The following is a 25232-nucleotide window of genomic DNA, read 5'->3' on the forward strand; positions in this document are numbered from 1 at the left end:
CGCACCTCTAGCGCAGTTTCAGGTGGGACGTGTCCGGCGCAGGTGCGCCCGCCGCTTTCTTCGCCTGGCCCATGTCGCTGCCGGCAGGTGCCAGGCTCAGTTGTGACAGATCCAGGTTCAACGCCGCCACGGGCGGTTTCGGGTCTTGCATATTGGCGCCGACCTCAGCGATTGCCAGATTGGGCGCATCGACGTCGACAAAGGCGGCCATGTAGACGTCACGCGGCTTGATCTGCAAGCGCCCTGGTTTAACGGCTGGGCCAGGCGCGACCGGCAGATAACCGCGCTCATCCGGCGCAGGCGCCAGTTCGACCTCCTCCATCGGCAATTCCATGTCCACTACTTCGACCAAAGCACCGGCACGCTCCAGAGTCGAGCGGTATTTCTCGGCGGCGGCCTTGTCGAGATTGTTCTTGAGTACCAGTCGCCGTCCGGAGAACAACAGTGCCAGGCGCTGGGCATCGGCCTGGAACAATTTGCCCAGATTTGCCTGTACCCTGTCCAGCTGGGCACCGGGGACGATCTGGCCGCTGAAGACGATTTCGTAAAGAGTCATGGAAGCACGCTCGAGTTGCACACAGGCACGAGTATGGCGCAGGCTCGATTCCTGCAACAACCGCCAGCAACCAATTGCCGGTTCCCGGAGCCAGTTCATGTTTTTTCAGGTGCATCTTCTTAAAACTGTCAGCCTCGCGCTGCTGCTCGCCAGTCTGACCGGCTGCGCCAGCTGGTTCAGCCGTTATGAAGAGCCTGAAGTACATCTACTCAAAGTCCAGGTGGTGAAGGCGCATCTGCTGGAGCAAAGCTTCAAGCTGCATTTTCGCATTGATAACCCCAACGACCGGGGCATGTGGGTGCGTGGGCTGAGTTACAAGATCCTGCTCAACGATGTGCAACTGGCCGAAGGCGAATACGAAGACCGCTTCCGGGTTGCGCCCCACACCAGCAAATACTTCGTCATCCCGATCAAAACCAACCTGTGGCAACACCTCAAGTACCTGGCCAAATTGCTGGAAAAACCACGCAATCCGATCCACTACCGCCTCGAAGGCAAGCTCAAGACCGGATTATTCTTCGGCCGCAGCGTGCGTATTGAGCGCGATGGCGAGATAATCCCCGGAGATTTGATTCCGGAGATCCCCAAATGAACCAGCAACCCCATGTACATGGCCCTGATTGCAATCACGACCACGACCATCATGACCACGATCACGGCCATGTGCACGGTCCCAACTGCGGCCATGCCCATCAGGAGCCGGTGCGCAACGCCCTGAAGGACGTTGGCCGCAATGATCCCTGCCCATGCGGCAGCGACAAGAAATTCAAGAAATGCCACGGCGCGTAACGCTTCGTGCATAACGCAGCGGCCTCTGTCACGGGAGGCCGCTTTAATTGGCGCCTGCGACCCGGCGTCGCTGCGGCAAAATCCTGAAATAAACTCCTTCTCCCCGCTTGCGTGACGCCTGCCCGCTCACTAACGTAGCGCCTTTGCCCTTTATCCGCTGATCCCCCCTCAGGAGCTTCGTCATGGCCTCGCCATCCCTATCCCATTTTCTCCCCCGGTTCGGCTACGCCGCTGCCGTGGCAGGCTTGCTGAGTGTGTCGGGCTGTCAACTCGACGGCCATGGCAGCGACAGCGTGCCGCCCAATACCGGGGTCGTGGCGATCAAGGGCCTGGCGCAAAACGTTTCGGTGCGCCGCAATAATCTGGGTATGCCGCTGATCGAGAGCAGCACCTTTCACGATGCGCTGTTTACCCTCGGTTATCTCCATGCCAGCGACCGCATCAGCCAGATGGTCGCCATGCGTCTGCTGGCCCAGGGCCGCCTTGCCGAGCTGGAAGGCCCTGCGGCGCTGGATGTCGACCGCCTGATGCGCTCGGTGAACCTGCGCAAGAGTGCGGGCGATCTGTATAACGGCGCCTCACCCCGGCTCAAGCGTTTCTTCGAGGTGTATGCCCGAGGGGTCAACGCCTATCTGTTCCGTTATCGCGACAAGCTGCCCGCCGATCTGGCCGATGCCGGTTATATCCCGGAATACTGGAAGCCCGAAGACTCGGCACTGATCTTCAGCCTGCTGGATTTCAGCACCTCGGCCAACCTGCAACAGGAACTGGCCTCGCTGCAACTGGCGCAAAAGGTCGGCCTCGACAAGCTGGCCTGGCTGATGCCGACTTACCCTGACGAAGAATTGCCCCAGGCCGAAGCCGACAAGCTCAAGGGTGTCAACCTGAGCCAGGTGCAAGGCTTGGGTGACCTGAACAAGGCCGCTCTGCAACTCTCCGATCTGAATATGCTCAGCGTCGCCGCGTCGAATAACTGGGCGATCAGCCCGCAACGCAGCCGTACCGGCAAAAGCCTGCTGGCCAGCGACATGAACCTGCCCGCCGGCCTGCCCTCAGCGTGGAATTTCGTCGAGATCCGCGCACCGAAATACCAGGCCGCAGGTGCCACCATCGCCGGTTTGCCGCTGCTGTTGAGCGGCTTCAACGGCAAGCTGGCCTGGGGCATGACGGCGGTCAAGGGTGACAATCAGGATCTGTTTCTCGAGCAGCTCAAGCGCGAAAACAATCGCCTGATGTATATGGCCAATGGCAAATGGCAACCCGCCGTGGCCCACGAGGAAACCTTCTTCGTCAAAGGCGGCCGCCCGGTTCGCGAAGCTTTCTACGAAACCCGTCACGGTGCGCTGCTCAACAGCGCCATTGGCGAGCGCAGCAGCCCGGTACAAGCCGTGGTTCTGAACAGCGGCCTGGGCCTGGCCCTGCAAGTGCCGGACTTGAAAGACGACAAGAGCCTGGATGCCTACTTCGACCTGTCCCGCGCGCCCACCGTCGAACGCGCGTTCGACAAGAGCCGCGAGATCCGTTCCATCGCTCTGAATATGGTCTTCGCCGATGCGTCCAATACCGGCTGGCAAGTCACCGGACGCTACCCGAACCGCCGTGATGGCCTCGGCCTGCTGCCGTCGCCGGGCTGGGACAGCCGCTACGACTGGGACGGTTTTGCCGATCCGATGCTGCATCCGTACGACCAGGACCCGCAGCAAGGCTGGATCGCCACGGCCAACCAGCGCACCGTGCCCAAGGGCTACGGCATGCAACTGTCCAACTCCTGGTTTGCCCCCGAGCGCGCCGAGCGCATCGCCGAACTGGCGGGCAGTGGCAAGCAGGACAGCCGCAGCCTGATTGCCATGCAGTATGACCAGACCACTACGTTCGCCGCCAAGCTGAAGAAGATGTTCGAAGCCCCCGGCATGGCCAAGCCCCTGCAACAGGCCATCGATGCGCTGCCCGAGGCCGAACGCGGCAAGGCCCGTGAAGCCTATTCACGCCTGATGGCCTTCGACGGCAAGCTCAGCGCCACCTCGGCCGATGCTGCACTGTATGAACTGTTCCTGCAGGAAAGCAGCAAGCAGATTTTCCTCGACGAGCTTGGCCCGGAAACCAGCCCGGCCTGGAAAGCCCTGGTGGCAGGCGCCAATCTCGCCTACTCGGCCCAGGCCGACCACTTGCTGGGGCGTGAAGACAGCCCGTTCTGGGACGACCTGAAAACCCCGCAGAAAGAAGACAAACCGACAATCCTGGCGCGCAGCCTGGCCGCGGCAATCACTGCGGGCGACAGCCAGCTCGGCGGCGATCACAAGGCCTGGCAATGGGGCAAGCTGCACCGCTACAGCTGGACCGCCCAGAGCAATCAATTGGCCAAAGCCCTGGGTCAGAGCACTGACAGCGGCCTGAATCGCGGCCCGTTCCCGGCGGGTGGCGACCAGAGCACACTGAACACCTCGGCCTACAACTGGGGTCAGGACTTCGATGCCCGTTCAGTGCCGGCATTGCGCATGATCGTCGACTTCGGTCTGAACGAGCCGCTGATGGGCCAAAGCGGTGCAGGCCAGTCCGGCAACCCGGCCAGCCCGAACTTTGCCAATGGCATCGAGCCCTGGCTCAAGGCCCAGTACATGTCGATCCCGCTGCAACCGCAGAACCTGGAGCAGGCGTTTGGCAAGCAGCGGTTAACCCTGACGCCTGGGAAATAATCCTCGGCTATCGAATGGCCTCAACCCGATGATTTGGAATGAGGTTATGCAGGAGCTGTCGAAGGCTGCGAAAGCGGTGGGTCAGATACGCCCATTCGCAGCCTTCGGCAGCTCCTACAGGTTCGGCGTGTACCGCGCGACAGCAAATTCCAACGTTACCCCACGGCCCAAAGCTGGCCAAGCTGGTAACGCGCCAGTAACTTAAAGCCGCACTTCGACAGTGCCGCCCGAGCAATCCAACTGAATCGCTCTTTGCCCGATATTGGTGCGCCATGTATTCTGCGCCCCTTTTTGGGACTTTCACATCTTGCCGCGATGGTGGCTTTCTGCCGTTGGATGCGCCGAAATTCCACCTAAGTCAGCATTGCGACAACTGCTTACATTTAAAACGCATGTTCGCCTGTTTGGTTCGGAACTTGCTATCGTCTCACGGTCTGGCCCTGCCGGTAGCAGGCCTCGCGTGATCCTAACGCTCAATTTGGTTTTAAGGACTGAACGATGAAAAAAGCATGGCTGACTCTCTCTGCATTGGCGATCTGCCTCGCCGCTGGCAATGCAATGGCCAAGGAATACAAGGAGCTGCGCTTCGGTGTTGACCCGTCTTACGCCCCTTTCGAATCGAAAGCCGCTGACGGTAGCCTGGTTGGCTTCGACATCGACCTGGGCAATGCCATCTGTGCCGAGCTGAAGGTCAAGTGCAAATGGGTCGAAAGCGATTTCGACGGCATGATCCCTGGCCTGAAGGCCAACAAGTTTGACGGTGTCATTTCGTCGATGACCGTGACCGAAGCACGCCAGAAAGTCATCGACTTCTCCAGCGAACTGTTCTCCGGCCCAACCTCCCTGGTGTTCAAAAAGGGTGCAGGCTTCACCGCTGACCCTGCGAGCCTCAAAGGCAAGACCGTAGGCTACGAGCAAGGCACCATCCAGGAAGCCTACGCCAAGGCCGTACTGGACAAGGCTGGCGTCACTACCAAGGCCTACGCCAACCAGGACCAGGTTTATGCTGACCTGACTTCCGGTCGTCTGGACGCTTCGGTACAAGACATGCTGCAAGCTGAACTGGGCTTCCTGAAATCGCCAGCCGGTGCCGACTACGAAGTCAGCAAGCCAATCGACGATCCTCTGCTGCCGGCCAAGACTGCGATCGGCATCTCCAAAGGCAACAAGGATCTCAAGGCCCTGCTCGACAAAGGCATCAAAGCGCTGCATGACGACGGCAAATACGCCGAAATCCAGAAGAAGCACTTTGGCGACCTGAACCTGTATAGCGGTAAGTAACACCCTGACGCCCATCGACACGGCGATGTCCCACTGCCGTCCTCGATGGGCGTTTTGTTTTATTGACCGCAAAGGCGAGATCCATGCTCGAAGCGCTTATGCAAAACCTGGGACTGTCGGCATTCAGCTTGAAAGGCTTCGGCCCGCTGTTGCTCGCAGGCACCTGGATGACCATCAAATTATCCGTACTGTCGCTGATCGTGAGCATCGTGCTCGGCCTGATCGGCGCCAGTGCCAAGCTGTCCGGCTCGGTGCTGTTGCGTGCACCGGCCCAGCTCTACACCACCCTGATCCGCGGCGTGCCGGATCTGGTGCTGATGCTGCTGATTTTCTATAGCCTGCAAACCTGGCTCAGCGGCATCACCGACGCCCTGGAATGGGATTACATCGAGATCGACCCGTTTGCGGCCGGGGTCATTACCCTGGGCTTCATCTACGGCGCCTATTTCACCGAGACCTTCCGTGGCGCGATCCTCGCGGTGCCACGTGGTCAGGTCGAAGCTGCAACTGCCTACGGCCTCAAGCGCGGCCAGCGCTTTCGCTACGTGGTGTTTCCGCAAATGATGCGTTTCGCCCTGCCGGGTATCGGCAATAACTGGCAAGTGCTGCTCAAGGCCACCGCCCTGGTATCCATCATTGGCCTGGCCGATCTGGTCAAGGCGTCTCAGGATGCCGGCAAGAGCACTTACCAGCTGTTTTACTTCCTGGTCCTGGCGGCCCTGATCTACCTGCTGATCACCAGTGCCTCGAACTTCGCCCTGCGCTGGGCTGAACGGCGCTACTCGGCAGGCAGCCGGGAGGCACAACGATGATCGAACTACTCCAGGAGTACTGGCGGCCCTTCCTTTATAGCGACGGGCAGCACATCACCGGCCTGGCCATGACCCTGTGGCTGCTCAGTGCATCCATCGCCATCGGCTTCCTTGTGTCGATCCCACTGTCCATCGCAAGGGTATCGAACAAGCGTCTGGTGCGCTGGCCGGTGCAGTTCTACACCTATCTGTTCCGCGGCACGCCGCTGTATATCCAGTTGCTGATCTGCTACACCGGCATCTACAGCATTGCTGCCGTACGCGCCCAGCCGCTGCTCGACGCGTTCTTTCGCGATGCCATGAACTGCACCATCCTGGCTTTCGCCCTGAACACCTGCGCCTACACCACGGAGATCTTTGCCGGGGCCATCCGCAACATGTCCCACGGAGAAGTCGAAGCGGCCAAGGCCTATGGTCTGACCGGCTGGAAGCTTTATGCCTACGTGATCATGCCTTCGGCCCTGCGTCGTTCGTTGCCTTATTACAGCAACGAAGTGATCCTGATGCTGCATTCGACCACCGTGGCCTTCACCGCCACCGTGCCGGACATCCTCAAGGTGGCCCGTGACGCCAACTCGGCGACCTTCATGACTTTCCAGTCGTTCGGCATCGCCGCGCTGATCTACCTGACAGTCACGTTCATTCTGGTCGGTCTGTTCCGCCTTGCCGAACGTCGCTGGCTAGCCTTCCTCGGCCCGTCTCACTAGGACCTGCCTGAATGCGTCATCTGACTCACGATCTGCTCGCCCCCGTGCCCGGCACCGCGCGGCAGATCCACAGTTTTCATTACGGCCCGCAAGGCGGCGCCTGCAAGATTTACATCCAGGCCTCGCTGCATGCCGACGAGTTGCCCGGCATGTTGGTGGCCTGGTACCTGAAACAGCGCCTGGCCGAGCTCGAAAGCGCAGGGCGCCTGCTGGGCGAGATCGTGGTCGTGCCCGTGGCCAACCCGATCGGCCTGGAACAGGTGCTGATGGACATCCCCCTGGGCCGCTACGAACTGGAAAGCGGGCAGAACTTCAATCGTCTGTTCGTGGACTTGAGCCTGCAGGTCGGCGATGACATCGAGGACCGTCTCAATGACGACCCGGCGCATAACATTGCCCTGGTTCGCCAGAGCCTGCGCGCCGCCCTCGAAGCCCAGGTGGCCGGCACCCAGCTGCAATCCCAGCGTCTGACCCTGCAACGTCTGGCCTGCGATGCCGACATGGTGCTGGACCTGCACTGCGATTTCGAATCCGTCGAACACCTGTACACCACGCCCGAAGCCTGGAAAAAGGTCGAGCCGCTGTCGCGCTACCTCGGTGCCCAGGCCAGCCTGCTGGCGACCGACTCCGGCGGTCAGTCCTTCGACGAGTGCTTTACATTGGTCTGGTGGCAATTACAGGAACGTTTCGGCCACCGTTTCAACCTGCCCATGGGCAGTTTTTCGGTGACCCTGGAGCTGCGCGGCCAGGGCGACGTCAATCACGCCCTGGCCAGTCGCGACTGCCAGGCGCTGATCAACTACCTGATTCACTTTGGCGCCATCAGCGGTGATATCAGCATCCCGCCGCAACTGCTCTATCCGGCCACGCCACTGGCTGCCGTCGAACCGGTCGCCACGCCGGTCGGCGGCCTGCTGGTGTTCTGCACCCAGCCCGGCGAATACGTCGAGGCCGGACAATTGATCGCGGAAGTCATCGACCCCATCGGCGATGGCGTTACCCCCATCCATACGCTCAACGCAGGCCTGCTCTACGCCCGTTCGCTGCGACGCATGGCGACGGCCGGAATGGTCATTGCCCACGTCGCAGGCACCGAGGCCTACCGCAGTGGCTACCTGCTCTCTCCTTAAGGACTGCCTGTCATGTACAAACTGACCATCGATGGCCTGCATAAAAGCTATGGCGATCACCAAGTACTCAAAGGCGTCTCGCTCAAGGCCAGCAGCGGCGATGTGATTTGCCTGATCGGCGCCAGCGGCTCGGGCAAGAGCACCTTCCTGCGCTGCATCAACTTTCTCGAACAGCCCAATGACGGCGCCATGAGCCTGGATGGTGAACAGATCCGCATGGTCAGCGACAAGGGCGGCATGCGCGTCGCTGACCCGGATGAGCTGCAACGCATCCGTACGCGCCTGGCCATGGTGTTCCAGCACTTCAATCTGTGGGCACACATGACCGTGCTGGAAAACATCACCATGGCGCCGCGTCGGGTGTTGGGCATCTCCAGGCAGGAAGCCGAAGCACGGGCACACAAATACCTGGAAAAGGTCGGCCTGCCTGCCCGTGTTGCCGAGCAATATCCAGCGTTCCTCTCCGGCGGCCAGCAACAGCGTGTGGCGATTGCCCGGGCGCTGGCGATGGAACCGGAAATCATGCTGTTCGACGAACCGACCTCGGCGCTCGACCCGGAGCTGGTGGGCGAAGTACTCAAGGTGATTCAGGGCCTGGCCGAAGAAGGTCGCACCATGATCCTGGTAACGCACGAAATGGGTTTCGCGCGCAAGGTAGCCAATCAGGTGATCTTCCTGCACCAGGGCCAGATCGAAGAAGCCGGGCATCCGGATCAGGTGTTGAATACGCCGAAGAGCGAGCGGTTGCAGCAGTTCTTGAGTGGCAACCTCAAATAAGCTGAATTGGAATGAAGCCTTTGCAGGAGCTGCCGCAGGCTGCGAAAGCGGTGTTGAACCCTTCGCAGCCTTGGCCAGCTCCTACAGATTAGAGCCGACTCGCGACAGCCCCCTTTCATCGGTAAAACTATTCCCGGCACCCCGCTGTCTCTGACTTATCCCCTTTCAGAGCACAGCGCCGCGCATGGGCAAACCAACCGACTTCGCGCAGCAATGGTTTTCAGCCGCAGGCTGGAAGCCTTTCCCGTTCCAGAAAGAGGTGTGGACCGCCGTCAGGCGCGGCCAGTCCGGCCTGCTCCATGCCAGCACCGGTGCCGGGAAAACCTATGCCGTGTGGTTTGCCGCCCTCAATCGCTTCGCTCAGCCCGCCGCGCTCTCGGCTGACGACAAGCCGCGCAAGCGCAAACCCGTCGCCGCGCCCTTGCAGGTGCTGTGGATCACACCCATGCGCGCCCTGGCTGCCGACACTGCCCGGGCTCTTGAAGCACCGCTGCTCGAGCTGCAGATTCCCTGGAGCGTCGGCCTGCGCACCGGCGACACCAGCAGCAGCGAGCGAGCCAGGCAGGGCCGACGCTTGCCCTCAGCACTCATCACCACGCCGGAAAGCCTGACCCTGCTGCTGACCCGTGCCGATGCGCAAGGTATGTGCTCGAGCCTGAACATGGTCGTAGTCGATGAATGGCACGAGCTGATCGGCAACAAGCGTGGCGTGCAATTGCAGCTGGCTCTGGCACGCCTGCGTCAGTTCATCCCGAACCTGATTGTCTGGGGGGTGTCGGCCACTCTGGGCAACCAGAGCCACGCGCAACAGGTATTGGTCGGCGACAGCGGCATCAGCGTGCAAGGCAAGCTGAACAAACAGCTGATCGTCGATACCCTGCTGCCGCCCACCATCGACCGCTTCCCCTGGGCCGGGCATATGGGCCTGCGCATGCTGCCCCAGGTACTGGCCGAAGTGGACAGCAGCACCAGTTGCCTGCTGTTTACCAACACCCGTGCGCAATCGGAAATCTGGTATCAGGCCCTGCTCCAGGCCCGTCCCGACTGGGCAGGCCTCATCGCGCTGCATCATGGCTCGCTGTCGCGTGAGGTCCGTGACTGGGTCGAGCGGGCACTTAAACAGGGCCATCTGAAAGCCGTGGTCTGCACATCGAGCCTCGATCTGGGCGTGGATTTCCTGCCCGTAGAGCGCGTGCTGCAAATCGGCTCGCCCAAAGGCATTGCCCGCTTGATGCAGCGCGCAGGCCGCTCCGGCCACGCCCCCGGTCGGCCATCCCGGGTGACCTTGGTGCCGACCCATAGCCTGGAACTGGTGGAAGCTGCCGCCGCCCATGACGCCGTCGCAGCACGCATGATCGAAGGCCGGGAGTCGCCCTACAAGCCATTGGATGTATTGGTCCAGCATCTGGTGAGCATGGCGCTGGGCGGCGGCTTCCTGCCCGACGAGCTGTTGCAGGAGGTACGCAGCGCATGGGCCTATCGCGACCTTACGGACGAGGAATGGCAATGGGCCCTGGCATTTGTCCGCCATGGCGGTCACTCCCTGACCGCCTACCCCGATTACCGCCGCGTAGCACCCGACGAACACGGTATCTGGCGTGTGCCCGACGCTCATCTGGCACGGCGCCATCGCATGAGCATCGGAACCATCGTCAGCGATGCCAGTGTCAACGTGAAGTACTGGAAAAAAGGCGGCGGTGGCGGCTCTCTGGGCACGGTGGAGGAAGGTTTCATTGCTCGCCTCAAACCCGGCGACGGTTTTCTGTTCAGCGGCCGCCTGCTGGAACTGGTGCGAGTGGAGAACATGACCGCCTACGTGCAGCGCGCTACTCGCAAAAAGGCCGCTGTGCCGCGCTGGAATGGCGGGCGCATGCCGATGTCCAGTGAACTGGCCGAGGCGGTGGTGGCAAAATTCGACGCCGCAGCCCACGGCGAATTTCACAGCCCCGAGATGCTGGCCGTGCAATCATTGCTGCAAGTGCAACGACAATGGTCGGCACTGCCGCAACGGGACACCCTGCTGGCAGAAACCTTGAAGTCCCGGGAGGGCTGGCACCTGTTTCTCTACCCGTTCGCCGGGCGCCATGTGCACCTGGGTCTGGCCAGCCTGCTGGCCTGGCGCCTGAGCAAGCACCACCCGCTGACCTTCTCCATTGCCGTCAATGACTACGGCTTCGAGCTGCTGAGCGCCAGCGAAGTGGACTGGCCCAACCAGGTGAACGCCGGGTTGTTCAGTCCGGAACACCTGCTGGAAGACATTCTCGCCAGCCTCAATGCCGGTGAACTGGCGTTGCGCCGCTTCCGGGAAATCGCCCGCATTGCCGGCCTGGTGTTTTCCGGCTACCCCGGCGCGCCGAAGAGTAACCGGCAGCTGCAGGCGTCCAGCGGGCTGTTCTTCGAGGTGTTTCGGCAGTACGACCCGAGCAATCTGCTGCTGACTCAGGCCGAGCAGGAAGTGTTGCGCCAGGAACTTGACCTGAACCGCCTGGAGCAGTCGCTACACCATATCAATCAGTGCCGACTGGACCTGCACAGTATAAAGCGCCCGACACCCATGGCCTTTCCGCTGTTGGTCGAGCGCATGCGTGAAAGCCTGACCACGGAGAAACTGGCAGACCGCATCGCCCGTATGGTCGGCGACCTGGAAAAAGCCGCAGGGCCGCAGGCCAGGTCATGAAGCCTTACCTGCCGGTGAACCTCGCCGGGGCGGAACTCTGGTTATTGGCAGATAAAGCCGTCTATTACCCCGAACATCGCGCCCTGCTGATCGCCGATATTCATCTGGGCAAGGCCGCCGCATATCGCAAACTGGGCCAACCCGCGCCCCATGGCACCACCCAGAGCAATCTGCAGCGGCTGGACCGGCTATTGGCGGCCTACCCGTGTGAGTGGCTGATCTTTCTCGGCGATTTCCTCCATGCCCCGGAATCTCACGCGACTGCGACGCTCGCGGCCATTGGTCAATGGCGTGAGCGGCATGCCGCCCTGCCCATGACCCTGATTCGCGGTAACCATGACGAACGTGCCGGCGACCCTCCTGCCTCGCTGAATATCGAAGTCATCAGCGGACCACTGTTGCTCGGCCCCTTCGCCCTGCAACATGAACCCGATCCACACCCGACCCGGCACGTACTGGCCGGGCACGTGCATCCTGTTTTCCGTCTACATGGCCTGGGTCGCCAGAGTCTGCGCCTGCCGTGTTTTTATCTGAATGAGCGGGTCAGCCTGTTGCCGGCGTTCGGTGAGTTCACTGGGGGATTTCAGGTAAAACGACAGGGAGCAGGCAAAATTTACCTGACGGGTGATGGCGGGGTGTGGGCGGTGAGTTCCTGAATCAGTTCGGGATCATAAGGCTGCGGACCATGTGGGACCGGCTTTAGCCGGGAATATGCCTTCCCGGCTAAAGCCGGTCCCACAGAAAATCAATGAACGTCAGGCCACAGGCGCCGGAGGCGGCTCGTCAGGCAAGGTTGGCTCGCCCGGTTCTTCAGGCTGCGGGTAGTCATTAGGGGTATCAGGGTTGGGCTGACCGGGAATACCGCCGCCCACCATGTTGAACTGCGGATGCGCCAACAGCGACCAAGCCAGAAGTCCGATCTCATTGGCTTGAGGGGTAGCGACGGGTTTGATGTTTGTCTTCATGGGCACTCCTGGGCTTGAGCTCCACTTGCTGCTGCAAGTGGAAGCGATTCAACCAGTAGAGTGCCGTTTTCAAGACTAATTCACTTTCGACATGACCAACGGCAGATCAGGTGCGTGGCAGGGTGACGCCGCGCTGGCCCTGGTACTTGCCGCCACGATCTTTGTACGAAACTTCGCATTCTTCGTCGGACTCGAGGAAGAGCATCTGCGCCACGCCTTCGTTGGCATAGATCTTCGCCGGCAGCGTCGTGGTGTTGGAGAATTCCAGGGTTACATGACCTTCCCACTCCGGCTCAAGTGGCGTGACGTTGACGATGATGCCGCAGCGGGCGTAGGTGCTCTTGCCCAGACAGATGGTCAGGACATTGCGCGGAATGCGGAAATATTCGACGGTGCGGGCCAGCGCGAAAGAGTTCGGCGGGATGATGCACACGTCGCTCTTGATGTCGACGAAGCTCTTTTCGTCGAAATTCTTCGGATCGACAGTCGCCGAATTTATGTTGGTGAACACCTTGAATTCATCGGCGCAACGCACGTCGTAGCCATAGCTGGACACACCGAAGGAGATCACACGATCAGCGCCTTCGCCGCGCACCTGACGCTCCACGAACGGCTCGATCATGCCGTGTTCCTGCGCCATGCGGCGAATCCACTTGTCCGATTTGATGCTCATGGCGGTGTCCTGAATAGCGAGGTGAAAAAAGATGTCCGGCATCTTACCGGGCCTGCGCGTCCGGTTCAAAGACTGTGGAGCGGTGGTGTGCGGTGCGTTAACAGGGTTTGGAAATAATCGCTCACGCCCCATTGGCACGTCTCGGAAAAAGGGTTAAGGTGGCGCCACTGTGTTGCTTGTGTCACTGAGAATCTCTACACGATGTTGAATTTCGATCCAACCATCTCCATGAATTTTCCAGCTCTTTGCACTCAGTCTCGGCCAGGGCTCTTCCTGAGTCGCAGTTAACTTTGTCCAAGGAGATTTACTATGTCCAATCGCCAAACTGGTACCGTTAAGTGGTTCAACGATGAAAAAGGCTTCGGCTTCATCACTCCACAATCCGGTGACGACCTGTTCGTGCACTTCAAAGCTATCCAATCCGACGGCTTCAAAAGCCTGAAAGAAGGCCAACAGGTTTCTTTCATCGCTACCCGCGGTCAGAAAGGCATGCAAGCTGAAGAAGTTCAAGTTATCTAACTTGTCCTTGTTCGCTTAAAAAAAAACCCCGCCAAAAGCGGGGTTTTTTTATGCCTGCGCCAAAGCAGCAGCACGCTCTTGCGGTGATCTGCGTGGGACCGGCCTGGCCGGGAATACGCCTTCCCGGCTAAAGCCAGTCCCACACAAGCATCATTACCGATCAGTCGTCGCTCACCGAAATACTCGGCATCGCCTGGCGCGTCGCGTCCTGCAACACCAACCGCGCGCCTACCTGGCGGGCCAACTCCTGATAGACCATGGCTATCTGGCTTTCCGGCTCGGCAATGACCGTCGGCTTGCCGCCATCGGCCTGCTCGCGAATCAACATCGACAGCGGCAGCGAAGCCAACAGGTCAACGCCATATTGCGACGCCAGCTTCTCGCCCCCCCCTTCGCCAAACAGATGCTCGGCATGGCCGCAGTTCGAGCAGATATGCACCGCCATGTTCTCGACCACGCCCAGCACCGGGATATTGACCTTGCGGAACATCTCCACACCTTTCTTGGCATCCAGCAGCGCCAGATCCTGAGGGGTAGTGACGATGACGGAGCCGGCTACCGGCACTTTCTGCGCCAGGGTCAGCTGGATATCACCGGTGCCCGGCGGCATGTCGATTACCAGGTAGTCGAGGTCATTCCAGGCGGTCTGGGTGACCAACTGCAGCAGCGCCCCCGACACCATCGGCCCGCGCCAGACCATCGGCGTGTTGTCGTCGGTCAGGAACGCCATGGACATGACCTCAATGCCATGGGCCTCGATGGGCACGAACCACTTCTGATCCTTGATCTTCGGCCGTGTGCCTTCGGCAATGCCGAACATCACGCCCTGGCTCGGGCCGTAGATATCCGCATCGAGAATACCGACCCGCGCACCTTCTCGGGACAGCGCCAGCGCCAGGTTGGCTGCCGTGGTCGACTTGCCCACGCCGCCCTTGCCCGAAGCCACGGCGATGATGTTCTTGACGTTGCCCAGGCTCGGCACCTGGCCCTGGGCCTTGTGCGCGACGATCACGCTATTGATCTCGACCTTGGCCGAGGACACGCCGTCGAGCCCTTCGATGGCTATCTGCAGCATCTGCGCCCAGCCGTTCTTGAACAAGGCGGCGGCATAGCCCAATTCCAGGCGAACCTGAACATGTCCGCCGTTGATCTCGATGGCCCGTACGCAACCGGCACTGACCGGGTCCTGATTCAGATAAGGGTCGGTGTATTGACGCAGGACGGCTTCCACCGCGGCGCGACTGACTGCGCTCATGGGTAACTCCCGAAGAAATGGCTGAGTAAAACAGGCGGCTATCCTACCCCTTCTCTGGAGTTGCGGCATGATTTCGCCGCACATCAAGGCACATTCCCACGTCAGCGCGGGGTGAAAAAAAATGCTCAGACCTTTATAGTGGCCGACCTCCGTTTCACTTCAAGTAGCCGAGCCCCATGTCCGAGCCACGCAAGATTCTCGTCACCAGCGCCCTGCCCTATGCCAATGGTTCCATTCACCTTGGTCACATGCTCGAGTACATCCAGACCGACATGTGGGTGCGCTTCCAGAAGCATCGCGGCAACCAGTGCGTGTATGTCTGCGCAGACGATGCCCATGGCTCGGCGATCATGCTGCGCGCGGAAAAGGAAGGCATCACCCCGGAACAACTGATCGACAACGTCAAGGCCGAACACAGCGCCGACTTTGCCGACTTCCTGGTGGATTTCGACAACTTCCATTCGACCCACTCGGATGAAAACCGCGAGCTGTCGAGCCTGATCTACACCCGCCTGCGCGACGCCGGGCATATCGCCACCCGTTCGGTGACCCAGTATTTCGACCCGGAAAAGAAAATGTTCCTGGCCGACCGCTTCATCAAGGGCACCTGCCCGAAATGCGGCACCGAGGACCAGTACGGCGACAACTGCGAGAAGTGCGGCGCCACCTACGCGCCGACCGATCTGAAGGATCCCAAGTCGGCGATCTCCGGCGCCACGCCGGTACTCAAGGACTCCAAGCACTTCTTCTTCGACCTGCCGGCCTTCGATGCCATGCTCAAGAGCTGGACCCGCAGCGGCACCCTTCAGGACGCCGTGGCCAACAAGCTCTCCGAATGGCTGGACACCGGCCTGCAACAGTGGGACATCTCCCGCGACGCGCCGTATTTCGGCTTCGAGATCCCGGATGAGCCGGGCAAGTACTTCTATGTCTGGCTGGATGCGCCGATCGGCTACATGGCCAGCTTCAAGAACCTCTGCGCACGCCGCCCGGAACTGGACTTCGATGCTTTCTGGGCACCGGACTCCAAGGGCGAGCTGTACCACTTCATCGGCAAGGACATCGTCAACTTCCACGCCCTGTTCTGGCCGGCCATGCTTGAAGGCGCCGGTTTCCGCAAGCCGACCGGCATCAACGTGCACGGCTACCTGACCGTCAATGGCCAGAAAATGTCCAAGTCGCGCGGCACCTTTATCAAGGCACGCACCTACCTGGAACACCTGTCGCCTGAATACCTGCGTTACTACTACGCAGCCAAGCTGGGCCGTGGCGTCGATGACCTGGATCTGAATCTCGAAGACTTCGTGCAGAAGGTCAACTCGGACCTGATCGGCAAGGTCGTCAACATTGCCAGCCGTTGCGCCGGTTTTATCCATAAGGGCAATGCTGGCGTATTGGTCGCTGGCAACGCTGCGCCGGAGCTGACCGACGCCTTCCTGGCCGCCGCGCCCGGCATCGCCGAAGCCTACGAAGGCCGTGACTTTGCCCGCGCCATGCGCGAAATCATGGGCCTGGCCGACCGCGCCAATGCCTATATCGCCGAGAAAGCCCCCTGGGCCCTGGCCAAGCAGGAAGGCAAACAGGATGAAGTGCAGGCTGTCTGCGCCCTGGGCGTGAACCTGTTCCGCCAGTTGGTGATCTTCCTCAAACCGGTGTTGCCGAAACTGGCAACCGATGCCGAGCAGTTCCTTAACGTCGCGCCGCTGACCTGGGATGACCATCTGACGCTGCTGAGCAACCATCAGCTCAACCCGTTCCAGGCTCTGATGACACGTATAGATCCGCTCAAGGTCGAGGCCATGACCGCAGCCTCGAAGGAAGATCTGACCGCCCAGGCCACCGATACCGCGCCCAAAGGCAATGGTGAACTGGCCAAGGATCCGCTGTCGGCAGAGATCGACTTTGACGCCTTCGCCGCCATCGACCTGCGCGTGGCCCTGATCGTCAAGGCCGAGCATGTGGAAGGTGCAGACAAGCTGCTGCGCCTGACCCTGGATATCGGCGACGAACAACGCAACGTGTTCTCCGGAATCAAGAGCGCCTATCCGAACCCGGCAGAACTGGAAGGTCGACTGACCATGATGATCGCCAACCTCAAGCCACGGAAAATGCGCTTCGGCATCTCCGAAGGCATGGTGATGGCAGCTGGCCCTGGCGGTGAAGAAATCTACCTGCTCAGCCCGGACAGCGGCGCCAAGCCAGGTCAACGGATCAAGTAAAGGCCGAAGCATCGTTATTACCGATGTTTGGTGTGGGACCGGCTTCAGCCGGGAAGGCGCAGGCGTGAACGATGTGTCTCTATCGTCTGTGATGTCGCTTTCCCGGCTGGAGCCGGTCCCACATAAGCCCTGTGCTCGATACACCGCTGATACCTACGAATACTGCCTACCCTTGATAAAGGCCCAAAGGCCTGAAAGATCATGACGGGTGAAACCATGAGCCTGATCCAGCGTATCGATGCGCTGCTGCCGCAAACCCAGTGCGGCAAATGCGGCCATCCCGGCTGCAAGCCCTACGCCCAAGGGATCGCCAAAGGCGAAGCGATCAACAAATGCCCGCCCGGCGGCGACGAGACCATCGCGGCCCTGGCTGAGCTGCTGCATGTTCCGAAGCTGACACTGGATAGCGAACGTGGCTTGGCGCCTGCTCAGATCGCCTTTATTCGTGAGGCCGAGTGCATTGGCTGCACCAAATGCATCCAGGCATGCCCGGTAGACGCCATAGTCGGCGCCGCCAAACTGATGCACACGGTAATCAGCGACGAATGCACAGGGTGTGATCTATGTGTGGCGCCCTGCCCGGTGGACTGCATCGACATGTTGCCGCTGCCGTTGACCGGGGTAACCCCGATTGTCGGCGGCCTGGCAGTCAGCGGCGAGCAACGTCAGGCCCGCGCGGTAAAACGCGATCGTGCGCGCAAGCGCTTTGAGTCCCGTAACGCCCGCCTGCTTCGCGAAGAACAGCGGCGTATCGCCGAGCGCAATGCACGCATGACCCACAACACCACGGCCGCCCCCCTTGCAGCATCAACGCAGCCCCTCCCTGCCGATCCTCAGGATGAAAACCTGAAGAAGGCACGGATTGCCGTGGCCATGAGCCGCGCGCAACTGCACAAGTCGCTAAAAGCGTTCAGACACCCGCCCATTGCCGAACAGGCAGCCCAGTTGAAGGTCATGGGGCAGGCATTCGAACTGGCCGAACAGCAACTGGAACACCTGCTTGCCCGGCAAAGCGTAATACCCGCACCAACCGTCACGCCGCCCAAGGTTGACGATGCCAACCTTAAACGCGCCAAAATTCAACTGGCCATGGCCCGTGCCGCACTCAACAAGGCGCGGACCAATCAGGCAGCGCAAGAACAATTGCTGGCACTGAGCGCAGAACTTGAAAGTGCCGAACAGGCGCTGCGGGATGCCGGTCAGCCCCCTCTCACGGAAAAGTCATCGTTATGAATGCTGTGAAACGCCTTGAGATTTTTCGTCGGCTGCACGAAGACAATCCCGATCCCAAGACCGAACTGGCCTACAGCACGCCGTTCGAGCTGCTGATATCGGTCATCCTTTCAGCCCAGGCCACCGACGTCAGCGTCAACAAGGCCACGGCAAAGCTCTACCCGGTCGCCAATACCCCCCAGGCGATTCATGCGCTGGGTGTCGAAGGCTTGTCCGAGTACATCAAGACCATCGGCCTGTATAACAGCAAAGCCAAGAATGTGATCGAAACCTGCCGCCTACTGATGGAGCGCCACAATGGCCAGGTGCCGGAAACCCGCGAGGCGCTTGAAGCACTGCCTGGTGTCGGTCGCAAGACCGCCAACGTCGTCCTCAATACCGCCTTTCGCCAGATCGCCATGGCGGTCGACACGCATATTTTCAGGGTCAGCAACCGAACCGGCATTGCTCCTGGCAAAAATGTCGTTGATGTTGAAAAGCAACTAATGAAGTTCGTTCCCAAACCGTATTTGCTCGATGCCCACCATTGGCTGATTCTTCACGGGCGTTATGTTTGCCAGGCGCGTAAGCCACGCTGCGGCAGTTGCCGGATCGAGGATCTGTGCGAATACAAGCTCAAGACCTCGGATGATTGAGCGATAGTGAGTTCAAGCATGAATCGATTGAAAAAATCTTTTTTACCCGTCTCGGGATTCTCGCTATAAGGTGCGCCAATGACAGCCTAAGCCTGGAGTCAAGTGATGAGTACTGACAAAGAGCAGTTAGACGTAGACGACGATTTCATTGCTGTTGAAGCGGACGATAGCGAACAACCCCTGGTCGAGCAGGCCAAGACCAACCTGAGCAAGCGCCGCACCATCGACAATCTTCTTGAAGAACGCCGCCTGCAAAAGCAGTTGGCCGATTACGATTTCGACCTCTGATCTCTGTCCCGCCCCGATACCTGACCGGTTAAAGCCCCTCTTCTACAGGGGCTTTGATGCAATTGCAGATAAACGAATCAAATCAACCAATACCTCGTTTATTACCCTCGCAAAAACCAGGCGACCCGAGGCAATTCAGACCAACCCATTACGTTGCGCAAGTTCAATAAGATCAACCAGTGAATGGGCATTGAGCTTGAGTAACAGGCGTGTCTTGTAAGTGCTGACCGTTTTATTGCTCAAAAACATGCTGTCAGCAATTTCCTTGTTGGTCCTGCCTCTGGCGAGTTGCTGCAACACCATCATTTCCCGCCCCGACAGCCGGTCAACCATGTCCGCCTCGCTGGCGTTACCCATACTGGAACGCACTGTATGCAGGGCCTGATTGGGGAAATAGCTGTAGCCCGACAGAACCGCCTTAATGGCACTGAGCAGCTCCGTCAGGTCCTGCTGCTTGCACACATAGCCAGCCGCCCCCGCCTGCATGCAGCGCATGGAGAAATGCCCCGGCGATTGGGACGTCAGAATCAGGACCTTGAATGACAGGGTCATGGCGGACAGACGGGAAATCACCTCCAAACCATCGAGCTTGGGGATGCCGATGTCCAGAATCACGATATCCGGCAAATGTTCCCGAGCCAGTTGCAGTGCGTCCACTCCATTGTCTGTCTCCGCAATGACCTCATAACCATGACGCTCCATCAGCATGCGTACGGCAAGGCGAATGACGGGATGATCGTCCACGATCAGCACTTTATTCATGGGCAGTCCAAATTTTGCTATTAGAATTTTCAGAGTCAGCACAATAGCCTAGTCGTTTACTGCTTTGCATGGCACACCCCCCTACGGACTAACACCCAAAGACCATTCCCACTTCCGGAACAGACTTTTCCTACAAAATTAAGCAAAACTGATAGTGCTTCCATTGTTTTCATGGAAGGTACTCCCTGGAACGGTACAAACCATTACGTAGTCGGTATTGCATGATGAAACCGTGCTCCGATGAAAAGAATTATTACAATAAGCACCCACACCCACCAAATACTCCTTTGGACTAATCAAACCACCTGCACCAGAGCAATGAATATGAGCTTGCGCGGACACCTCTCATCGCGCCAAACGCCACCCTATAGCTCATAGCCACCACCTTTCGGACATCCTCGACAACATCACCACTGATTGCCTGCCCTGAGCCGGGTCAGCGCACCTCTCGGGGCAGCGAAAAATCCATACCACCCAGAATAACCGCGAGAACAGCGACGCATTCGAACGAAGGTTCAGAATTTATTGCGAACGCTGATCACGGGGCCTTCCCAGACCTAACAATTACACACCTTGCTACGCTTTTTTATATACACATATATATTTTAGGAAAAAAGCTACAGATCTTTCAGACGAATCCCCACACCTCACCACCCTATCCATATCTCGGCAATGTTCGCCTTATAGCCCGCCCGGTATCACACGGACAACACGCTTAATAACCGCCCTACTTATTTTTATCCTGCATATTTTTCTGCAGTGCGCTAACCTTCCACACATCTATAGCTCATTCGACAAATAGCTAATACTATATCGCTACTAATTTCCATCCCCCACCCAACAAAGAGGAAAGGGACTACATAACTAACAGACGCCAAGAATAAACATGTAAGACAGCTACCACCCGCACAATAAAATTCATGTAAAGCAGATATTTTTACTTGCAAATCCTATTACCACTCGTTACTTTTTCAAAAAAGAAGACACTTTTTATTCCCACAAAAAACACGGGAATCAATAGCACGCCTTCAACAATGGGCATTTGATATGTGAGCCCCTCAACTATGTTGCACTAGATGGAATCTGCGCATCGAGCGAACGGAAAGGATTCGAGCGACATGAACATGGCCATTCAAGGATATTGACTCTTCGACTACTTCCAGACGAGACGCTCACTCCTTTTGGATTGGTCATGTGTATAACCATGCTCAAAAAGGGATATACCATGAACAATAAATTTTCTCATTCGACGTCATATGATCCAGGCACGCTGGATCTGACTGCAGCAGTAGAACAGTTTGTTGCCAAGGGAGGTGTCATCGATGTAATACCCGGAGGAGAGTCCGCTGACTCACTACCCGAGCCAGGCGTCTCCAGCCTGGCGCCCTGCCCTGCCGAGCCGGACAGGCAGGCCAAGGCCGAACAGCTCAAGGGGCTGGTGGCCAAGGGCGCAGGCGTATGCGCGTTGCAATACTCATTGAAAATGAACAAGAAAGAAATTCGGCAACTTGCCATTGAACACGGAGTAAAGATTGCTTATAGCCGCCCTATTCTGGAGATCAAGCGAGAGGCACGCCAGGACCCTGCGGAAATTGATGATGTTGTTGCAGGCCATGCCATGCATTTTTCCAGCCTCGGTTATACCGTCCAGGAAATCGCTCAAATGCTCGGACTTAGCCTGCGACAAGTGTGGAATATCGGCAAGGCTTATCGAATAGCATTCAAACACTCAAATGAAGATGATGACGTCACCTGAGTAAACATCAATTTGTCGGTTATAGGTGCCGGTAGAAGCGCGATCACCCGGCCATCCTGGCTAACGACTTGCTACCGGACCTCGCCGTACTGAACGCCACGAATAACCTTTTTGTCTATTGCAAAAATCTCACGCTCTGATTAAACGAGCTGTCTCCTACCCACTCAAAGGAAGCTCACATGAAATACCCGACTCGCCTTATCAACCCCATCACGATCATCGCCATTTTTGCCGCACTGTCCGAAGCTTCGGCAACCAGTGTTCTACCTTACCTGGGCGAACAGGAGCGCAAGATATACATCTGGTTTTTAATCGCCTTCCCATGCGTTTTAGTGGTGATGTTCTTTCTGACGCTCAACTTCAATCCCGAGGCGCTTCATGGGCCGCCCGGGCACAAGAACAACGACTGCAACCGAGAGAAAAACCAGGGAAAATCAGCGGAGCCTGCAAAATGAAATACATTATTTCCGACCCTTTACGCGCCGGCACTCCCGTATTTTTTCGATACAGGTTAATGCGTAGGAAAAACGCCGCCACCCCTTACGAGCCATAACTGTGGATAGTGGAAAAGCCATCAAGAACTGTAGGAGAAAGAGGAAAAGCACCGAGATACCCACTTGAGTAGCTGTGAGGCATTTTATTCCACGTGAAGAATCGGGCATTTGCCCATGCTGCCTTTAAAAGACCGGACCTCACCGTTGAAACAGGCTTGAAGCGTTTCCATACAAAAGCGACTAATGTTCAACCCATCGCTACCGAAACGCGATCAAGGATACGAACTGTAACGGCCCCGTCAGCGGCAATGCTTTCGGATCGCCCTCATCAATTTGAATATGCTTGTCACTTGGAGTTTCCATGTCATTACTCAAAGAGTTTCGCGATACTGAAAACGCGCTGAGCCAACAATTGAAACGAATGGAGAAACTTAAAAAAAATGAAGCACTGATAAAAGATCTCGAATTTGAAAAGAAACTTGAGGCGCTCCTGAAGCGCTACAGCAAAAAGATGGAGGACTTGCTGGCTTTTCTGCAACCAATCCCGCCCGTAGCAGGCACCCAGGCGCGGGAACAGGGTGCTCCGTATGGAACCACCTCAAAAAAGACGATTAGCAATGCCAAGAAAGCGGGACGTTGAATGCAACAGGCAGCACTACTGAGCGTATGAGCTCGGTATACACAGATTCCAGGGGCAGCCCCCGGTGGGGGCTGCCTCTTGAGCAGAACCGCTCTTAGAACAGCTTGCGGCCTTTGTTAGCCGCGATACGCATGCGCAGGGCGTTGAGCTTGATGAAGCCTGCCGCGTCGGCCTGGTTGTAGGCGCCGCCATCTTCCTCGAAGGTAGCAATGTTGGCGTCGAACAACGATTCGTCGGACTTGCGACCGGTGACGATAACATTGCCTTTGTAGAGCTTCAGGCGCACAACGCCGTTCACATGGGCCTGGGACGCATCGATCATCTGTTGCAGCATCAGGCGCTCAGGACTCCACCAGTAGCCGGTGTAGATCAGGCTGGCGTACTTGGGCATCAGCTCATCCTTGAGGTGAGCGACTTCACGATCCAGGGTGATGGATTCGATGGCGCGGTGCGCGCGCAGCATGATGGTGCCGCCAGGCGTCTCATAACAGCCACGCGACTTCATGCCGACGTAACGGTTCTCGACGATGTCCAGACGGCCGATGCCGTGTTCGCCGCCGATACGGTTCAGGGTCGCCAGTACGGTCGCAGGCGTCATCTCCACGCCGTCCAGGGCCACGATGTCGCCGTTGCGGTAGGTCAGCTCCAGGTACTGCGGTGCGTCGGGCGCGTTTTCCGGGGAGACGGTCCAGCGCCACATGTCTTCTTCGTGCTCGGTCCAGGTATCTTCCAGCACGCCGCCTTCATAGGAAATATGCAGCAGGTTGGCATCCATGGAGTACGGAGATTTCTTCTTGCCGTGACGTTCGATCGGGATCGCGTGCTTCTCGGCGTAGTCCATCAGCTTCTCGCGCGACAGCAGGTCCCACTCGCGCCATGGAGCGATGACTTTCACGCCTGGCTTGAGCGCGTATGCGCCGAGTTCGAAACGGACCTGGTCGTTGCCTTTGCCGGTAGCGCCATGGGAAATGGCGTCAGCACCGGTTTCGTTGGCGATTTCGATCAGGCGCTTGGCGATCAACGGACGGGCGATGGAAGTACCCAGCAGGTACTCGCCTTCATAGACAGTGTTGGCGCGGAACATCGGGAACACGAAATCACGCACGAACTCTTCGCGCAGGTCGTCGATGTAGATTTCTTTTACGCCCATGGCCTGAGCCTTGGCACGTGCCGGCTCGACCTCTTCGCCCTGACCCAGGTCAGCGGTAAAGGTCACCACTTCGCAGTTATAGGTATCCTGCAGCCACTTGAGGATTACCGAAGTATCCAGGCCACCGGAATACGCCAGAACTACCTTGTTTACGTCCGCCATGCCATCACTCCACCGGGTTGTACGGAAAACCGGTGATTCTACCGTCGAAACAGTTGAAGTTATAGAGGCGCGACAGCTTGTGACGACAAAGCGACAGATTATTTCGCCAGTGCGACTAAAAGTGTGTCAGGAGATCTTGGCCGCGCTCGTCGAACTGGCCATTGGAGCGGGCGCGGCCTTCTGGTCTGCCGGCACCCGGTCCAGATGCACATTGACCCGACGGTTACGCGCCCGATTGGCGTTGTTGGTGTTCGGCGCCAGCGGATAGGCCTCGCCATGGAAGCGGACGTTGATCTGCTCCTCGGGGATGCCCTGGGCCTTGAGGTATTCCATTACCGCCAGCGCACGCCGACGTGACAGATCACGGTTGGTCAGGCGGTTGCCGCTGTTATCGGAATGGCCGTCAAGATCGACGTGGTTGACCGTCGGGTCGGCCTTCATGAAGGCCACGACAGTATCCAGCCGACGCTTGGCGCTGGCATCCAGCTCGATACCGCCGCCGGGAAATCCGACTTCCGTCTGCTTGACCTGCTCAAAGTTCATTGGCAACAGCTTGGCCACGCACAGCTGGTAATCGCTGTAGGCCTGGCTGAACTTGACCGGCAACAGGCGCACTTCCATCACGCCGCTGCCTTGGCTGGAATAGTGACGGATGACCGGGCTACGCCCGTCCATCAGCCCACTGATCAGTTGTCCGGCCTGGCCTTGGGAGCTGTTGAACGGTACATCACCGTTGACCACCTTCACTGAGCCCAGATTGATATCGCCACGGCCCGGCTGCCAGGGCGCTGCCGCCGCCACCAGGGTCGCGGAGCCCCGACCCAGCATGTTGCCGGGCGCATTCAGACGAAAGGTCGCCTGCTCTCCCGCGCGGCGCACGAACTCGCCCGCACCGAAACCGGTGATGGGTTGGCTCAAGCGACACTCGAACTTGTCGCCTTCGACCTTCCACTCGATGCTTTCCAGACGGGTCTGGAAGGTAAGCGCCATGGCCGGAAGGCTGGCGAACACGCTGAGCAAGGCTAAATATCGCTGGCGCACGGGAGGCTCCATTTCAAA

At 58.6% G+C, this 25232-nt stretch carries 25 protein-coding genes; 18 read left to right on the forward strand and 7 right to left on the reverse strand.

Translation table 11 applies throughout. The features are described from left to right. Positions 1–7 precede the first annotated feature (7 nt). A complete protein-coding gene (locus tag ACCD02_RS12950; protein ID WP_413302459.1) occupies positions 8–556 on the reverse strand; it encodes a hypothetical protein in 549 nt (182 codons plus the stop codon). A gap of 97 nt (positions 557–653) precedes the next feature. Here ACCD02_RS12950 and ACCD02_RS12955 point away from each other — a divergent pair, with 97 nt between their 5' ends. The 10 genes from ACCD02_RS12955 (at position 654) to pdeM (ending at position 12078) form a co-directional block, all read left to right on the forward strand. After that, a complete protein-coding gene (locus ACCD02_RS12955; RefSeq protein WP_413302053.1) occupies positions 654–1148 on the forward strand; it encodes an LEA type 2 family protein in 495 nt (164 codons plus the stop codon). Then, positions 1145–1345 (forward strand): SEC-C metal-binding domain-containing protein, encoded by a 201-nt coding sequence (locus ACCD02_RS12960; RefSeq protein WP_413302055.1) that lies wholly within the window; start codon positions 1145–1147, stop codon positions 1343–1345. The genes ACCD02_RS12955 and ACCD02_RS12960 overlap by 4 nt, the downstream gene beginning before the upstream one ends. A gap of 182 nt (positions 1346–1527) precedes the next feature. After that, positions 1528–4038, forward strand: a complete 2511-nt coding sequence (locus ACCD02_RS12965; RefSeq protein WP_413302058.1) for a penicillin acylase family protein — start codon at positions 1528–1530, stop codon at positions 4036–4038. 498 nt (positions 4039–4536) lie between these two features. After that, positions 4537–5319 (forward strand): transporter substrate-binding domain-containing protein, encoded by a 783-nt coding sequence (locus ACCD02_RS12970; RefSeq protein ID WP_413302061.1) that lies wholly within the window; start codon positions 4537–4539, stop codon positions 5317–5319. An 83-nt stretch (positions 5320–5402) separates the two neighbouring features. Then, entirely contained in the window at positions 5403–6131 is a 729-nt protein-coding gene (locus tag ACCD02_RS12975; protein WP_259098951.1) for an ABC transporter permease, read from the forward strand. Continuing rightward, a complete protein-coding gene (locus ACCD02_RS12980) occupies positions 6128–6838 on the forward strand; it encodes an ABC transporter permease (protein ID WP_413302064.1) in 711 nt (236 codons plus the stop codon). The genes ACCD02_RS12975 and ACCD02_RS12980 overlap by 4 nt, the downstream gene beginning before the upstream one ends. Before the next feature lie 11 nt (positions 6839–6849). Continuing rightward, positions 6850–7968 carry a succinylglutamate desuccinylase/aspartoacylase family protein gene (locus tag ACCD02_RS12985; RefSeq protein WP_413302067.1) on the forward strand — a complete coding sequence of 373 codons (1119 nt, stop codon included), beginning with the start codon at positions 6850–6852 and terminating at the stop codon, positions 7966–7968. 12 nt (positions 7969–7980) lie between these two features. Further along, the gene (locus ACCD02_RS12990; protein ID WP_413302069.1) at positions 7981–8745 is read left to right on the forward strand and encodes an ABC transporter ATP-binding protein; all 765 of its coding nucleotides are present in this window, start codon (positions 7981–7983) and stop codon (positions 8743–8745) included. Positions 8746–8929: 184 nt separating this feature from the next. Then, positions 8930–11422, forward strand: a complete 2493-nt coding sequence (locus tag ACCD02_RS12995) for a ligase-associated DNA damage response DEXH box helicase (RefSeq protein ID WP_413302072.1) — start codon at positions 8930–8932, stop codon at positions 11420–11422. Next, positions 11419–12078, forward strand: a complete 660-nt coding sequence (pdeM, locus tag ACCD02_RS13000) for a ligase-associated DNA damage response endonuclease PdeM (RefSeq protein WP_413302075.1) — start codon at positions 11419–11421, stop codon at positions 12076–12078. The genes ACCD02_RS12995 and pdeM overlap by 4 nt, the downstream gene beginning before the upstream one ends. A gap of 99 nt (positions 12079–12177) precedes the next feature. Here the strand turns inward: pdeM and ACCD02_RS13005 are convergent, their stop codons facing one another. Together ACCD02_RS13005 and dcd are read right to left on the reverse strand one after the other, a co-directional pair. Beyond that, positions 12178–12387 (reverse strand): hypothetical protein, encoded by a 210-nt coding sequence (locus tag ACCD02_RS13005; RefSeq protein ID WP_413302077.1) that lies wholly within the window; start codon positions 12385–12387, stop codon positions 12178–12180. A gap of 106 nt (positions 12388–12493) precedes the next feature. Further along, positions 12494–13060 (reverse strand): dCTP deaminase, encoded by a 567-nt coding sequence (dcd, locus tag ACCD02_RS13010; protein ID WP_002554836.1) that lies wholly within the window; start codon positions 13058–13060, stop codon positions 12494–12496. Between the two features lie 309 nt (positions 13061–13369). Between dcd and ACCD02_RS13015 the strand changes: the two genes are divergently transcribed. Next, a complete protein-coding gene (locus tag ACCD02_RS13015) occupies positions 13370–13579 on the forward strand; it encodes a cold-shock protein (RefSeq protein ID WP_002554837.1) in 210 nt (69 codons plus the stop codon). Positions 13580–13739: 160 nt separating this feature from the next. Here the strand turns inward: ACCD02_RS13015 and apbC are convergent, their stop codons facing one another. Further along, positions 13740–14834 (reverse strand): iron-sulfur cluster carrier protein ApbC, encoded by a 1095-nt coding sequence (gene apbC / locus ACCD02_RS13020; protein WP_413302086.1) that lies wholly within the window; start codon positions 14832–14834, stop codon positions 13740–13742. Between the two features lie 176 nt (positions 14835–15010). Between apbC and metG the strand changes: the two genes are divergently transcribed. The 4 genes from metG (at position 15011) to ACCD02_RS13040 (ending at position 19209) form a co-directional block, all read left to right on the forward strand. Then, complete coding sequence (metG, locus tag ACCD02_RS13025) at positions 15011–17053, forward strand: methionine--tRNA ligase (protein ID WP_413302089.1); 2043 nt, start codon at positions 15011–15013, stop codon at positions 17051–17053. A gap of 216 nt (positions 17054–17269) precedes the next feature. Further along, positions 17270–18286, forward strand: coding sequence for an electron transport complex subunit RsxB (gene rsxB, locus ACCD02_RS13030; RefSeq protein WP_413302462.1), 1017 nt, complete (start codon positions 17270–17272; stop codon positions 18284–18286). Next, positions 18283–18921: an endonuclease III gene (nth, locus tag ACCD02_RS13035; protein ID WP_413302092.1), complete on the forward strand. Its 639-nt coding sequence runs from the start codon at positions 18283–18285 to the stop codon at positions 18919–18921. The genes rsxB and nth overlap by 4 nt, the downstream gene beginning before the upstream one ends. A 105-nt stretch (positions 18922–19026) precedes the next feature. Further along, positions 19027–19209 (forward strand): PA3496 family putative envelope integrity protein, encoded by a 183-nt coding sequence (locus ACCD02_RS13040; protein WP_413302095.1) that lies wholly within the window; start codon positions 19027–19029, stop codon positions 19207–19209. Between the two features lie 135 nt (positions 19210–19344). Here the strand turns inward: ACCD02_RS13040 and ACCD02_RS13045 are convergent, their stop codons facing one another. Further along, complete coding sequence (locus ACCD02_RS13045; RefSeq protein ID WP_259098725.1) at positions 19345–19971, reverse strand: response regulator transcription factor; 627 nt, start codon at positions 19969–19971, stop codon at positions 19345–19347. A 1225-nt stretch (positions 19972–21196) separates the two neighbouring features. On the opposite strand from ACCD02_RS13045, the gene ACCD02_RS13050 reads away from it, so the two are divergent. The 3 genes from ACCD02_RS13050 to ACCD02_RS13060 all read left to right on the forward strand — a co-directional run bounded on the left by ACCD02_RS13050 (position 21197) and on the right by ACCD02_RS13060 (position 22861). Then, a complete protein-coding gene (locus ACCD02_RS13050; RefSeq protein WP_413302099.1) occupies positions 21197–21727 on the forward strand; it encodes a helix-turn-helix domain-containing protein in 531 nt (176 codons plus the stop codon). A 179-nt stretch (positions 21728–21906) separates the two neighbouring features. Beyond that, positions 21907–22182, forward strand: a complete 276-nt coding sequence (locus ACCD02_RS13055; protein ID WP_413302101.1) for a hypothetical protein — start codon at positions 21907–21909, stop codon at positions 22180–22182. A 400-nt stretch (positions 22183–22582) separates the two neighbouring features. Beyond that, positions 22583–22861, forward strand: a complete 279-nt coding sequence (locus ACCD02_RS13060; protein ID WP_413302104.1) for a hypothetical protein — start codon at positions 22583–22585, stop codon at positions 22859–22861. Between the two features lie 94 nt (positions 22862–22955). On the opposite strand, the gene ACCD02_RS13065 is transcribed toward ACCD02_RS13060, so the two are convergent. Both ACCD02_RS13065 and ACCD02_RS13070 read right to left on the reverse strand, forming a co-directional pair. Then, positions 22956–24173, reverse strand: coding sequence for an argininosuccinate synthase (locus tag ACCD02_RS13065; protein ID WP_259098719.1), 1218 nt, complete (start codon positions 24171–24173; stop codon positions 22956–22958). A gap of 126 nt (positions 24174–24299) precedes the next feature. Further along, a complete protein-coding gene (locus tag ACCD02_RS13070) occupies positions 24300–25214 on the reverse strand; it encodes a flagellar protein MotY (RefSeq protein ID WP_413302106.1) in 915 nt (304 codons plus the stop codon). Positions 25215–25232: the final 18 nt, after the last annotated feature.

It is taken from the genome of Pseudomonas sp. Pseusp88 (genome assembly GCF_047303955.1).
Taxonomy (GTDB): Bacteria; Pseudomonadota; Gammaproteobacteria; order Pseudomonadales; family Pseudomonadaceae; genus Aquipseudomonas.